Origin of the sequence: Treponema primitia ZAS-1 (genome assembly GCF_000297095.1) — a bacterium.
In the GTDB taxonomy this organism is placed as follows: Bacteria; Spirochaetota; Spirochaetia; order Treponematales; family Breznakiellaceae; genus Termitinema; species Termitinema primitia_A.
Map to the genome: position 1 here is coordinate 40,572 of NZ_AEEA01000012.1, position 14,241 is coordinate 54,812.

A 14,241-nucleotide genomic window follows, 5' to 3' on the forward strand; every position below is an offset into this window, starting at 1 on the left:
GAAATAACAGACCCTTTCTACTGAACCGCTCCTCCGATAAGGGCCACCCGTCCATCGGTTTTAGGAACCAGGGGTAGATCCTGGGCATAGATGTAGTCTACCAGTACGGACGCCATGGTCCGGTTAGTTTGCTTGACATTGGCGCCGTTTACCTGGAACATCCAGTAGCCATCACCGCCGGTATACATATAGTTATTGATACCAATGCGGTAATCCCGGTTCGCTTCAATGGGCTCGCCGTTGAAGCGCAGGTTCTTGAGCTCCGCATCGTTGTTTTCCCTGCCCGTATAGTCCAGGGTATAGCGTATTTCCTTTGACACCATGCCCCAGGCCCCGGTGCCGCTGCCCCCGCCCCCGCCGTGGCTTACCTTGGAGGCAAATTCAAACAGTTCCAGCACGGCGGAACCCTTCATCGTAAGGATGGTAAGGGAATCCCCCGGGTAGATTATTGCCTTAATATCTCCCACCGTGACAGTGCCTTTGGAAAGGGCCCCGGTGATGAGCCCGCCGTTTTGGTACACAAAATCTATGGGTTCACCCAGCACTTCCCGCACATACCAGGTACAGCTGTCGCAGAGCATATCCCCCAGGGCAGTTTCCTTCTTGCGGCTCAGACGGTCACCGTTGTTGGCTTCCTCATTGATAAACCGCTCCGCCGCCGTCCCGATTACAAAGCTCACATTGTCCTGATCCAGGGGCGGCTTGGGCCTGGTTTCCGCACTGGACATTTGGCTGGCAGGGGAATCACCAATGGTGTTGACCGCTATTACCCAGGCATGGTAGGTCTTTTCATTCTCAATAGTACTGCTAATCACCGCCCGTACATCCTGGCCGGTAATCGTCAGTTCCATGGCGGTATCGCTTACCGGCTCTGCGGGCATGGCCGCTTCCAGGCTGTAGTACACTTTGTAGCTTTTTGCCCACTGGACCGCTTTCCAGGAAAGGGTGAGCCGCTTATCCCCACCGATGAGGGTGAGTACCGGCGCGGCAGGGACGGCAGTTGCGCCTACGGGACTTGCGGAAGCGGGGACCGAGAAAGTCGAATGCCCCGCAGAATTCACCGCCCGTACAAAGAGGTAATAGGGCCGGGCGTTCTGCAGTCCAGGGATGATCATTTCAGTTACCCCGGTGACGGAAATCAGCCCATGGTCTTTATCGGGAGACAGGGCGCTGAGTGTTTCTGCGGGGGGTACGGGGTTGATACTGTAATACAGTTCGTAGCCTGAAGCATCCATCGCCTCAGGCCAGCGTACCCCCAGTTCCTCGTCCCCGGCGGCGATGACCGGGCTTATCGGATCAGGCCAATAGGGCGGCGGCAGGGGGATACCGCTGCCCCTTTCGCTATACTCGGATTGGCCGTGGGGATAGTTCACCTTGACCCACACATGGTAGGGAGTACCGTTGACCAGGGGCGTTATGACGGCCCGCACCAGACGGGATTCGTTGACTTCAATGAGATACCACCGTTGGGCAGTATCGGGATCATCTGCGGTGTTATAATACAGTTCGTACCCGATGGCGGTCGCAACCTTGGTCCAGCGGATTTCAAGCTGCCCATTCCCGACTATCACCGAAACCTCGTCCGGCGCCGGCCGGGGAATGGCCCCAGTATCATCGTTATTCATGAGGTCATTCTCACACCCGGTAAACAGCAGTACCCCAAGCAGAAAAACAAAGCCCAGTCTTTTATTCCTCATGACGAACTCCTCAGTATTTAATTGTACAAGCCAGATTATACGTCCGCCCCGCCTGGGGCGCGTGCTGCCGTATTTCGTAGTAGGTATCAAACAGATTCTCTATCCCCGCAGACATACTGAGGTGTTCTGAGAATTCCGCCGTCACCGTAAAATGAACCAGCCAATAGGCGTCCATGGTTTTAGTTCCTTCGGCATCGATGTCCCGTTTACCCAGATATTCCAGCCGGGGCAGCAGGGATAGTACCGGGCCGGGCCGGATTTCCACATAGCAATTGCCGCTGGCCGCCGGGTAGTACGGGAGGCTTGTTACCTGGGCTTCGCTGTGGTTTATCTCGTAGGCCGCCAGGGCGCCATTGAGGCCGGCGCTCAGGTATTCGTTCAGGCGGAATTCCCCGCTCAGTTCCAGGCCGTACAGGGATGTTTCATCCAGGTTCCGGGAAAAGTCCACGGTCCAGTAGGGGCTTTTGGGATTGGGGACCTGCACGGTTACTATTTTTCCTTTAATCCGGCTGTAATAGGCGGCGCCGTTCAGGGTAAGCCAGTTTCCTATGAAACTGCGGTACCCCAGTTCAACGTGGTTCGCCGTTTCCGGCCCCAGCAGGGAGTTGGGGATTTGCCGGCCAAACCGGGTTGAGTAACGCTGAAACATGGTGGGAAAACGGTTTTTCCGGGCATAGGTAAACCGTACCTGATGATTTTCCGTAATATCGTAAAAAATCCCTGCCTGGGCATTGAGCAGCAGCATTTGCCGGGACTGGACGATGTAATATTTTTCCCCCAGTTCCTGCATGAGCGAATTGGTCAGGCCCTCAAATTCATTGGGGTTGAGCAGGTCAAAACCCAGGCCGCCTCGTAGCTGCAGTTTTGGTAACCAGGAGGGGGTGTAGCGGTATTCGGCGCCCACGGACCAGGTGTCTTCGTTGATGTGTACCTGTTGGATTTCCCCGGTGAGGCCGATGTGATCGTCCTTCTTGAAAATTAAGGCCGCAGAAACCTGGTGTTCGGGATTAAAAATCCAACCCCCTTCCAGGCGGAAGCCCAGGGCATATTCGTCGTAATCCGAATGGGCGGTGTGGATGCCGTATTCATAGGCGGTCATGTTCCAGTAATCGTCCAGGCGGTTATCGTATTTGTCGTAGTAGGTCAGGAACTTGAGGGAGAGGGGACCCTGGTCAAAATCGGTGTGCAGGGAAAGGCTCTGACGTTTCCACAGGGGCCAGTCCCAGATGGAGAAATCCAGGACTTCCACATCGGGCGGGGAAATCCCCTTGTCAGAATCCTGGTACAGCCAGGTTAGCCAGAGGTCCAGGTTTTCCCAGGGGCCCTGGGGGGTCCAGCCTGTAAGGGCGGTGAGTTTCATATCCGTGGAATCAGACCAGAGCCGGTTCCCTTCTTCCTGGGGGTTTCCCAAGGTGGGCTCAAACTCCGCGGAGAGCCGGTAGTGGTCTATCCCCCGGAACTGGAACACCGCATTGCCGTAAAACTGTTCCCCCCGGCCCCCGGCGCTGAGTACCTGGGTAGTACCGTTGTAGTCCCCGGTATCGTCAAAGTCCGCGCTGCTTTTCAGGGATAGTTCCACTGGGTCCCGGGGTTTGGCGGTACGCAGTAATACTGCGCCGCCTAAGGTGTTGGCCCCTAAAAGGGGCGATGAGTAGCCTTTCTGTATCTCGATGCTTTCCAGGTCCCCGGTAAGGTACCGGGCGGCATCCCCCTCCCCCCGGTAGGTGTTGGCAACCATAATGTCGTCCACGATGATGGGCACGCTGTCGGAACCGAAGCCCCGTACGGTAAAGTTGGAATCGTTCCGCCTGCCGCCGCCGGAGAGCTGTACCCCCGGCACTTGCCGCACCGCTTCCCAGAGGTCCTGGGCGTTGTAGCGTTCCATTTCTTCCCGGGTTACCAGGTTGGGGGAATCCTGGGTTGCTGATACTTCTGCCGGGGGCAGGGTGTATACCGGGATGTCATCGGCTGCTGCTGCTTCAGCAGGGGTTGTGTTGTCTGGGGACGCTTCCTGGGCGCTGCCCCATGGTATGGTGGACAGTATTAGTAACAAGGTAAAAACAAGCCTACTTGACATTGACATCATTTACCCTGGTAACCCTGGGCTTGTCCGCTTTGAGGTAGTCGTTGGGGTGCAGGGGGAGGTCTTGTTGGTATACATATTCTGCTACGGCTTGCCATATGGGATAGGTGTAGGCTTTCTTGTTGCCGGTTGCGGAGGCTTCAAGGAGTACCGGGGCATAGTCCAGATCGTCCATGGCGTCTACCAGATAGTTCAGGGTGGCAATGCGGTAGGAGCGGTTGGGGGCTTCGCCGTTTATTTTGAGACTGTCCGGGACCAGTTCACCCGATGAGTGGGTGGGGTGGTTGGCGTAGTCGATGGAGTAGGATACTTCTTCAGAGACTACTCCCCAGGCGCCGGTGTTGTGGCCGCCGTTGCCGCTGTGGGATACCCCGGCGGCGGCCTGGAAGAGACGGGTTACCTGATCGGCGGTGAGGGTGAGCATGGTAAAGGGTGAGCTGGTAACCACCGGGCCGGCGCTGTTGACTATGCCCTTGATGGTTCCTACGGTTATGGTTCCCTTTCTGAGGGAGCCGCCCCGGGTGTAGCGGCCAACCAGTAATACAAAGTCAATGGGGCCGTAGAGTTCCGGGTGTTCCCGAATGTACCAGTTGAGGCCGTCCGCATAGAGGTTGGCCAGGGCGGTTTCCTTTTTCTGGGTCAGCCGGTCACCGTTGCCCTCTTCGGCAAAGATGAATTCCTCTGCGGCGCTGCCGATAACGAAATTTACATTGTCCAGGTCGACCGGCGCTTTTGCCTCCGGGGTTCCTTTACTCGCATTACTGTGGGGTGAATCCCCCTTGGCATTATGGGCCATGACCCACACAAAGTATTCCTGTCCGTTACTGAGACCGCTGATAACGGCGCTCACGGTTTTGCCTGTCACGGAGAGCCGGAGTGCGGTATCGGGAACCGGCTCTGCCGGCGGGGTGGCGGTATCGCTGTAATAGACCGAATAGGACTTGGCCCAGCTGACGGCGGGCCAGATGAGGGTGAGGCGGCGGTCCCCGCCGATGATTGTGCTGATCACCGCGGCGTTGGGGGGAGCGGCTGCGCCAACCGGGGTTCCGCTTATGGGGGTGGAGAAGCCGGAACGACCGGCGCTGTTTGCCGCCCGGACCCAGAGGTAATAGGGAGAGCCGTTGGTGAGGCCGTTAAGCAGGTATTCTGCGGATACCGCAGTGGTGTCGGCGGCAATCGGGACCAGCCCCTTGTCCGGGCCGGGGTCCAGGCCGGCAAGAGTCTGAGACGGGGGTATCTCGGTTATGCTGTAATACACTTCGTAGGATGCAGCCCCGGCCACGGTGTTCCAGCTCAGGCCAAGCTGTTCATCCCCGCTTTCTACGGCAATAAATTCCGGCGCGGTTTCCGGGGGCGGCAAAGGGGCGGCGCTTTCAAGGATGCTGTAATCCGAAACCCCATGGGGAAACACGGTTCTGACCCACACATTGCAGGCAGTTCCGTTGGTCAGCCCTGTGATAAGGGCGCTGACTAGGCGGCTTTCGTTCACATCGATCAGGGGCCAGCGCTCCGCCGCATCGGGGTCCAAACCGGCGCTGTAGTAAAGCTCGTAGCCTGTGGCGGTGGCAACTTTGGTCCACCGCACTTCAATTTTGCTGTCACCCGGTATAAGGGTAAGCTCATCCGGCGCAGGCCGGGGGATGGCCCCGGTGTCGTCGTCATTCATGAGATCATTTTCACACCCGGCCAAACAGAGCAGTAAAACAAAACTAATGAGGAGTGAGGAAGTAGAAATTCGCAATGATCGTAATGCCAAACATCGTACCTTTCCCACAGTCTTTCTGTCTGCAATCCCCTTGATCATCCCTGATTCCTCCCTCTTCATTCCTACTTCCTCACTCCTCATTCCTATTTCCTCACTCCTAATTACTCATTTCCCTAACTCGTTGGCAGTGCGCTTATTGGCTTAATCCGGTCGGCAACCTGTACCCACTCCGCCCCGGCGGTTTTATAGGCGTCAAGCTTGGCGTCAGGCACATAGATGCTTATGTCTGTATACGCGGTAAAACTCTGTCCCGCACTGGGCGGCGTTTCGGCGTGGATAATCAGCGTTAATGAAGAACAGGTCGTGAAGGCTTCAATGCCGATGGACTGGATACTCGCAGGCAGCTCCAGCCTGGACAGGGAGGGGCAGGACGCAAAGGCGCCTTTGCCCAGGGTTGTCAGCTTCGGTGGCAGGGCGTCCAGGGTAAGGCCCCGGCAACTCTGGAAGGCAAGGGTCCCGATTTCGATGAGTGAATCGGGCAGGGTGAGCTTTCCAATGGAGGAGTAGCTATAAAAGCAGTAATCCGCAATTTTCTCAATCCCCTCGGGGAGGATCAAATCCCCGGCGGCGGAAGGCATGGTCACCAGTGTTTTAAGACCGTCTCTGGTCCTGACAAGGGCGGGGTTTGGGGCTGCGGACCCGAGCTTGAACTGTACGAGGCGGCAGGCAAAAAAGGTTTCGCGGTCAATCTGGTCCGCCAGGGATTCGGGGATTTCCGCCAGGGCCAGGTTTATGCATCCCTGAAAGGCTCCCTTTCCAATGGTTTTAAGGCTTGCAGGCAGGCTGACCGTGCGCAGGGCAGTGCAGTCCCTGAACGCCTGGGCCCCCAGGGTTTCCAGGTTTACCAGAAGCGCCAAATCCGGCGTCAATGCGGTACCTGAAAATGCAAAATCCTCTATGGTTTTAAGGCTTAGGGGGAGTTCCAGGCTGGACAGGGCAGTGCAGCCGATGAACCCGTTGATGGTTTCCAGGCCCGGGCTCAGGCTTACGGCGGTAAGGGCGGTACAGCCCCCAAAAACAGCTTCCGGCAGCCGCTTACCGGGCAGGCCACTGGTGGGCAGTTTGGCGCTTTCCAGGGCGGTGCAGCTTTGGAAGGCCCGGGTTCCCAGGCTGGTCAGGGTAAGGAAAGAAAGGTCCGCTTCCCGCAGCCCGGTACAGTTCGCAAAGGCCCCCTCTCCTATGGCGTTTAAACCTGCGGGTAATGTTATAGAAGGAAAGGGGCATCCCCGGAAAGCACTTTCACCAATGGCCTTCAACTGGCCGGGCAGCTTGAGGTAGTGCAGGGACGAACAGCCGAGAAAAGCGGCGTTCCCGATGGTTTCGATAGCATCGGGCAGAACAAGGGACACCAGATACCGCCCCCTGGCCCAACCCTCAACTTCCGTCAGGCCGGCGAATTTTTTTTCCGCGCCGCCGGTACTCCCCCGCAGGTCCAGGGCCACATAGCGGCTGAGGGCATCGAAGAGGGCCGCAGTATCGCTGCTGCTCAGATCCAGGCCGTTTAGCGTTGCCATATAGGGGGCGTCCGCCGTGTTTTCAGGCTGGGCCGCAAGCCAGGTCTTTAAGTCTGCGGTGGTGGTAAAGACTTTCCCCGGGGTAAACTGATCCGCCGTAATGGTGTAGGCCGCCGGGGTTTCTGTGCCATCATAAATATGGGCAATTTCGCTTTTCCGCAAAAGACTTGGCGCTTCCCCGTCAGGCCCGTCTGTAGCCAAGTCCAGGGCTATGCGGTAGAAACCGCTTCCCAGGTTCAGGGAACCGCTTTTCAGCAGGGTCCCGTCTGCTTCGCGTGTTGCGCCCTGGAGTAAATCTACCAGCGCAACCGGCAGAGGGTCCGTCTCCTCCGGCTCGGCGGCAAGGGTGGTAGCAGCGGCGCTTTGTCCGGTGGGGGTGGCCCCGGTGACCGCATCGTTTTGTTGGGAAGCTCCGGTAACGGCATCCGTATCAGCGCTTTCAGTTTCATCTTCTTCTTCGGCTTCAGCGGCGGCAATTCCCGGCAGGGCATAGACCCGCAGAAACGCAGAAACCGTATCCCCGGGGAAACGAATTGTGTAGCCCAGGGTTCCTTCCCCGGTTTCCAGGGGGTACATTACGATTTGGGCGTTCAGGACTTCCGCCGTCTTCACCGTTACCTGTCCAACGCCCCGCAGTAATGGTAACAGGGGAAGCGCTTCCGCGTCATCCTTACTGTGCCATCCTCGGGCAGCGATATTCCAGGTCCCGGCGGGAAGCTTGATGATGAACCGGGAGGTATTCGCCTCGGCATCCACCGCCTCCATCCCCGCTTCCAGGGGGGTAAAGCGCAACTGGTAGTACTGGCCATCCATATCCGATGGCACCAGGGTCCGCAGGTTCCCCTGGGCCGGCAAATCAACTCCCGCTACCCCGCTTAAATACAGGTACACTGTTCCGTCATTGCCATTCTGTTCAGGACCGAAACCATTCCCGCAGCTCCCAAGCCAGAGCCCCAAAAGCCCAACCAGAATCCCCGTACCAATCATGAACCGCATTCTTTTCATACCACCCACTCCTATTCCCTTATTCCTAATCAGTAACCGTAAAAACCAGTTCCCCGGACCAGGGGACCAGATCAACCCCATACCTGACATAGGCGTTCAGGGTGAGAAAATGGGTTCCCGCAGGGTAATCAACGGCCCGCAGCCGGTAACTGGTATTGGAGCCCTTAAGCAGCCCGTCCACATACCAGGTACATTTTTCATATACCGTGGTGATAAAGCTTCTGTTTTCCTCACCGGACCGGGAAAGCATCAAGGGGCCTTCCAGGTCCGGCAGGGCGGTGTTCCAGAGAATTTCCATGCCGCTTTCGTCTCCGATGGACATATCGACGGTATAGATCTGTTCCCTGCCGTTTTCCGCGATCACCGTATACCGTACCGGATTAGCGGGATCGCTGAAATCCTGTTCCGCACCGGATGCTGGTGATCCGGAAGCCAGGGCAGCCCCCTCGGCCAGGGACAGGCGGGGGCTGAAGAGCCAGGGCGCAGGGGTATTGACGGGCAGGATCACCCGTACCGTATCGTTCTGTACCACCCCAAAGCGGGTCTGATCAAACAGCTCAATGCGGAAGGTAATGCCCGTTTCGTCCCTCAGCAGTTTTATACTTTTCTCCGCACTCCAGGGACCCCTGGCGCTTTCCAGGACCGAGCGGACCCACACATGGTAGGTGGCGCCCCCGGTCAGGCCCCCTGATACGGTGTATTCCCGGTCTGCAGCGGGGTACCCTGAGGCTTCCGCCGCCGGGGCTGTACCGCTTTCATTGTAGACCAGTTCGTAGCTCAGTCCCGAAGGCGCCGCCCCGGCAGTTTCCCAGCGGGCAGTAAAAGCATTCTGCGCCGGAAGGCGTTTCAGGGTAAGGGCGCCAATCTCCGGGGGGGCATCAGCTTCGCTGCTCCCCCCGGAGTCTGAATCGTTTTGACAGCCCGTAAGGGCAAGGAGCGCCAGGTTTGCGAGCAGCAGGAATGAGAAAACCACCGGCTGCCTTTTCCTTGTAATCTTGTTGTCATTTCTCATTTCTACTGCTCCTTTCTCAATTTCCCGTTATGGGTCACTATGCCTGTCCGGGACAGGCAACTTTGCCGTATACCCTGACAAGAGTACACGGCAAAGTTTTAACTTCACCAGATCTTTGTTTTTGTGTAACAACACGGCAGGAGCCGTATTATTACAGCCTTTGGCTTAATCCCAAGTACCACCTAATGTCGCAAAAGAATCGTGTTCCTCTTTTTCTAAACCATCGTAGGATATGTTGTCGGTTGCGGCTACTTTCCCATCACGGTGCGGATACCCGCCTGTTGTTGTGCCCGATACGGCGCTGTTATTCACAAACACTGCAGCGCCCGTAGTGGTAGCTCCGGTAACCGTGTTTTTAGCGCCGTCAGTATCATCTGCACTACCCATAATGATGCCGCCGGTCTTTACAAATTTAGCCTGGCTGTTGACACCTACCCCTCCGCCTGAGACAACGTTAGCACCAGAAGCACTCTTCGTGATTGTGCTATTTCCCACAATTTTCCCGCCGGACATATTGAAGGTTGCCTTGTTATAAACAGCTACGCCGCCGCCGCCGCGTCCACTGCTATTGCCGCTGATTTCACCACCTTTCATGTTGAATATCCCATCATCAACTCTAACACCACCACCACCACTACCATTACCTGTATGGAGATTTCCTGTTATCAAAACCCTTGTATTCATTTCAAGAGTACCTTTGGTTACATCAATCAAAGGCTCATTGTTAGTGGCTGTTCCCGTGTACTTGAACGTAATGTTTGATTTAAGTACAAGCGTAATATTTTCAATCAAAATCCAGGAGGCCGCATTCGGATTTTGAATGACTGCTCTCCCATCATCCGGCCCTTCAATGGTAAGCGTAGAACCGGTGTAAAATTGAAAACCAGCAGTATATTCAGCATTAGCACCACCCCACAACCTTGTTTGCGTACTTATCATTTCCGTACCCGCAGCAAGTTTGAGGGTGTAATTGGTTGGCGTCGACTGGTAATTTGATGCGGTATTGAAATAAACCAGCGCATCGGTCAGGGTTTCGGCGCCGGATACTTTTGTATCGCCCATCCAGATGCCGTATGGACTTGGAGCAGGCGGTTCTATAGTCACCATTTCTTGCGCACTTGCAAAAGATTTGGTATCCCCTGTGGTAAGCGCCTTAAAGCGGACAAGGTAATCCCCCTTGGCCAGTCCTGTAACTTCAGCACCGGTACAGGCAGTCCAGTTTGTTGCAGAGGATAGCTTATACTCCATTGCCGCAGTTGTGCCGGTAATCTTGCCGTCAGTTGCATCGGGCTCCGTTACCTTTACAGTACCTAGCGCAGCAGGAGCCGCAGGCCGTGCGGGCAGATCAATGAACTGGGGTTCACTGTCCCTGGTACCATTGCCAAGCGGGGTGGTATTCGCGCCTCTGACAATGGCAATCCATTGCGATGTAGGTTTTAGTAAACTCGAAATACTTGCGCTATAATTATTAAGAGTACCAGTAAGACTCAAACCGGCCCTGCTACCTGAGAGGTAGGCATCTTCGGTGAAACCGGTGTACTGGAAATAGGTCGTTTGTGTATTCAAAAATCCGTCAAGTGTTTCCTTCTCGTAATTGATAGTGACAGCGGGCGTAGCTTCCCGGGGCCTCAGTACATACCGTGCGGTAAATACCGGGCTGTTTACCAGGCCTGTTTTTACCGCTATGGCCTTCAGGCTCGTTCCCGGCAGCAGGACAATCGGCACCGAAATTTTTGCGCCGGTATATTTAGTGCTCGGCGCCGCCCCGGTGGGGTCCGTGCCGTCCGTGGTGTACCAGATATCCGCACCTTCGGGGGCGCTCAGCTCCACTTCCGGATTTGTAGAATAATACGCGGTATAGGAGGTGCTTTCACCGGTGGCTCCCAGGGGGTTCGCCGTTGGAGGCGCCAGGGCAATGGCAAACTTGGCCGCCGCATTGGACTGAACGGTCAGGGCCGTGGTGCTGGCGGTCAGCGCGTCGGCCGGGATGTTTATAGCCAGCACTGCGGAACTTGCCGCACTGGGGGTTCCCGTGATTGCTATACTGATACTGTTGCCGCCTGCATTAGCATTAGACGCAGCCTTGGCAGCCAAACTACCCGCAGGCATCCCGGTGAACCAGGTGGTCACTACATCACCTTGAAGAATAGCGTCCTTGAAAGTCTCATCGGTCAGGGTAATTTTCACCTCCGCAGCAGCGGGAGCGGCAAGGGCAAGTCCGGCAGTACCGGGGATGCTCACATTCGCCACCGTTGCCTTGGGTACCGGTGTTGTCGTCACCGTAACTGTGGCGGTATCAGACTTGGTGGTATCAAAGGTAGATGTTACCGTGACCGTCACGGTCGCCGCCGTTTCTCCTGCTGCAAGGGTAAGTAGACCGGTGTCAGAAATTGTGGTATCGGTTATGCCGCCGCTCACCGTCCAGGTAACGGTATCCGCTGCCCCGCCAACCGCTGCAACTGCGGCGGCAAACTGTTGGGTTGTTCCTTTCTGTACGGAAACTGTCTTGGGGCTTACCGCAACACTGGTTATACCAGGGACCGTAACCGGCGCCGTCACCGTAACTGCGGCCGTATCGGACTTAGCGGTATCCGCTGTAGAGGCCGCCGTCACCGTCAGACTGGCCGCCGTTTCCCCGCTTGCCACGGTGAGCAGACCGGCGTCCGAAATGGTGGTTTCGGTTATGCCGCCGCTCACCGTCCAGGTAACGGTATCCGCTGCCCCGCCTGAAACTACAACATCCGCCTGAAACTGCCGGGTTGTTCCCTTCTCCACTTCCACCGTGTTCGGGGACACCGTAACGCTGAGAACCGTAGGCTCGCTTGACGGCACGGTTATTGTAACCGCGGCGGTATCGTATTTTCCGGGACTCGCCGTGGAACTTGCCCTGATAGTCAAGGTCGTTAGGGTTTCCTCCGGACTTACGGTCAGTACGCCAAGGCCGGTAATATAAGTACCCTCATCGGCGTCCTCTAAAATTTCCCAGATCACCGATTTTGACACCGTATCATTTTCTGTCTCAACATCTGCGGTTAATTGCTTGGTACTGCCTTTATCCACCGATGTATCCTTCGGGCTTACCGTAACCCGTATAACCCCATTGACCGGCACAGGAGCTATAACGGTAACCGCAGCGCTCCCGGACTTGCCGGTATCAAAGGTGGAACTTGCCGTGATGGTCAGCGTTCCCAGGGGTTCATCATTCGCCACCGTCAGAAGCCCATCGGCCGTAATGCCCGTACCCGGCTTAGTAGTTTCTCCGATTTCCCAGGTCACCGTATTCGCCGCATCCCCCTTTACCACCACCGCAGCGGTAAATTGCAGGTTCGTACCCTGTTCTAGCTCCGTTGCAGCCGGGGTTACCGTAACGCTGGTGACCGCCGGTGATGGGGAATTGGAACCGTTTTCGCATCCCAGCAGCATAAGCCCTATGACCGGCGCCAGCAGCAAAGCCGCCCCGGTAATACATTTTAAAACACTCTTCCTTTTCATAAAAAACTCCTGAACAAAAATCTATCGCCGCATATACGGCGTTTCGTTAACCCGTATACAGCGGCGCAAACGCCAATAAGCCCAAACCGGGGTAATACCCGGGGGCAGCGAAGGAGGAAAAAAAGCGTTTAACTAAACCGAGAAAGAATTTACCGTGACTGGGGGGGGGGGGGGGGTATAATTCATTACATTACAAAGACTTACACACATTTTTTCAATTTACCTTGGTATGGGTTAGTTTCGTTTGAGCAGCCACACCCATTGGGCCCGGTACCCCTGACAGAATCAATCTTAAAGAAACACTACAGGATAATACCCATAATAATTAAAAAATACAAGTATATTTAAAAAAAATGAGCCTTTTTTGTCACGTTTCATTGTGTTTTGTTTTCAGGAAAAGGCGCCGGGGGCCACTAAAAAATATAAACTTTCTGCGTATCCGGTAAAGCATAATCCACCCCCGTCCCCTAATACGGGGAGGAGGCGCTTATGTCAATTTATCATACCCAGGACAACAGTTTTAAACTTATCCTGGGTAACCACGAACTCTTTGTGGAATTCCTGCGGGATTTCATACCCATCGACCTGTTGAAGGATATCCATGCGGAGGATATCGAAGATCTTTCCGAACGGTTCCTGCCCCTCTTTCAGGATGGACAGGATTCGGACACGGTAAAGCGGATTAACCTACGGGGAAAGACGCCCCTTTTCGTTATCGCCATTGTGGAACACGAGTCCAAGGTGAATTTCCGGTCCAGCTTCAAAATGCTGCAATATATTTGCCTGGTCCTGGACAACTACGAAAAGGAGGAAAATCAAAAAACGAAGGGGATAAGCTCAACCAAGGACTTCCGCTATCCCCCGGTATTACCCGTGGTTTTCTACGACGGCCCCGGCCCCTGGACGGCGGAGCTGAACTTTCTGAACCGAACCGCCCTGGGTGAGGTATTTCACAAGTACATCCCCAAGTTTGAGTACGAACTGGTGGATTTGAAGCGGTATACCCAGGAGGACATTACCCGGTTTAACGACACCATCTCCCTTATCATGCTTATCGATCAGCTGGAAACCCATGATGGGGATTCGGTTTTGAGCAAGATACCCCGGGAATATTTTGCAAAGCGGGCATTGAAAATCCCGGAAAACCTGCGTAAAGTGATAGATGATGTAATAACCGTTCTGTTAGACCGCCTGGACTACCCCGAAGAAACAATTCGGGAAGTGACCATGCAAATTACCGGGAAGGAGGGTAATATGCTTTTTGATGGGTTTGTGGAGGCAGTAAAAGAGGAACGCCGTATTCAAAGGGAGGAAGGCAGGGAAGAGGGCCGGGAGGAAGGCCGCGAGGAAGGCCGCCTGGAAGTTGCCCGGAAGATGAAAGTCAGGGGAGTACCCACAGACCAGATCGCCGAAATAACCGGCTTTTCTGTTAATGCGGTAGAAGCTCTGTAAAATATACCCGGTGAAGCCATGCGCTGACTGGGTTACCGAAAGCACACAATTGGTCGGGGGGGCCTGTCAGGAAGGAAAAGTATGGGGCCTCCCAGAGGCTAAACTTGACCCACAGGATTAACCACAAACCTTGTTACTACGTATCTTTACCGGCTTCCCGCAGCTTGCGTTTGAGCTCCTCTATCACCCTGGCATTTTCCTCTATCACCCGGTCCTTTTCT

At 55.4% G+C, this 14,241-nt stretch carries 7 protein-coding genes; 1 reads left to right on the forward strand and 6 read right to left on the reverse strand.

The features are described 5' to 3' along the window. Window positions 1-17 precede the first annotated feature (17 nt). The 6 genes from TPRIMZ1_RS0101185 to TPRIMZ1_RS0101210 all read right to left on the reverse strand — a co-directional run bounded on the left by TPRIMZ1_RS0101185 (window position 18) and on the right by TPRIMZ1_RS0101210 (window position 12,568). Entirely contained in the window at window positions 18-1,697 is a 1,680-nt protein-coding gene (locus TPRIMZ1_RS0101185) for a 5'-nucleotidase C-terminal domain-containing protein (RefSeq protein ID WP_010253527.1), read from the reverse strand. A gap of 10 nt (window positions 1,698-1,707) precedes the next feature. Next, a complete protein-coding gene (locus tag TPRIMZ1_RS0101190) occupies window positions 1,708-3,774 on the reverse strand; it encodes a TonB-dependent receptor (RefSeq protein ID WP_010253530.1) in 2,067 nt (688 codons plus the stop codon). Then, a complete protein-coding gene (locus TPRIMZ1_RS0101195; RefSeq protein ID WP_026043442.1) occupies window positions 3,764-5,605 on the reverse strand; it encodes a fibronectin type III domain-containing protein in 1,842 nt (613 codons plus the stop codon). Before TPRIMZ1_RS0101195 ends, TPRIMZ1_RS0101190 begins: the two co-directional genes overlap by 11 nt. Window positions 5,606-5,658: 53 nt before the next feature. Beyond that, window positions 5,659-8,064: a leucine-rich repeat domain-containing protein gene (locus TPRIMZ1_RS0101200; RefSeq protein ID WP_010253535.1), complete on the reverse strand. Its 2,406-nt coding sequence runs from the start codon at window positions 8,062-8,064 to the stop codon at window positions 5,659-5,661. Window positions 8,065-8,089: 25 nt separating this feature from the next. Further along, window positions 8,090-9,076, reverse strand: a complete 987-nt coding sequence (locus TPRIMZ1_RS0101205) for a fibronectin type III domain-containing protein (protein ID WP_010253538.1) — start codon at window positions 9,074-9,076, stop codon at window positions 8,090-8,092. 165 nt (window positions 9,077-9,241) lie between these two features. Continuing rightward, on the reverse strand, window positions 9,242-12,568 hold the full coding sequence (locus tag TPRIMZ1_RS0101210) for an FN3 associated domain-containing protein (protein WP_010253541.1): 3,327 nt from the start codon (window positions 12,566-12,568) through the stop codon (window positions 9,242-9,244). Between the two features lie 489 nt (window positions 12,569-13,057). On the opposite strand from TPRIMZ1_RS0101210, the gene TPRIMZ1_RS19600 reads away from it, so the two are divergent. Next, window positions 13,058-14,020, forward strand: coding sequence for an Rpn family recombination-promoting nuclease/putative transposase (locus TPRIMZ1_RS19600; RefSeq protein WP_010253544.1), 963 nt, complete (start codon window positions 13,058-13,060; stop codon window positions 14,018-14,020). Window positions 14,021-14,241: the final 221 nt, after the last annotated feature.

Coding starts and splice junctions, on each gene's coding strand:
- TPRIMZ1_RS19600 (WP_010253544.1), top strand. CDS start 13,058: ATGTCAATTTATCATACCCAGGACAACAGTTTTAAACTTATCCTGGGT.
- TPRIMZ1_RS0101195 (WP_026043442.1), bottom strand. CDS start 5,605: ATGAAGAGGGAGGAATCAGGGATGATCAAGGGGATTGCAGACAGAAAG.
- TPRIMZ1_RS0101190 (WP_010253530.1), bottom strand. CDS start 3,774: ATGTCAAGTAGGCTTGTTTTTACCTTGTTACTAATACTGTCCACCATA.
- TPRIMZ1_RS0101200 (WP_010253535.1), bottom strand. CDS start 8,064: ATGAAAAGAATGCGGTTCATGATTGGTACGGGGATTCTGGTTGGGCTT.
- TPRIMZ1_RS0101205 (WP_010253538.1), bottom strand. CDS start 9,076: ATGAGAAATGACAACAAGATTACAAGGAAAAGGCAGCCGGTGGTTTTC.
- TPRIMZ1_RS0101185 (WP_010253527.1), bottom strand. CDS start 1,697: ATGAGGAATAAAAGACTGGGCTTTGTTTTTCTGCTTGGGGTACTGCTG.
- TPRIMZ1_RS0101210 (WP_010253541.1), bottom strand. CDS start 12,568: ATGAAAAGGAAGAGTGTTTTAAAATGTATTACCGGGGCGGCTTTGCTG.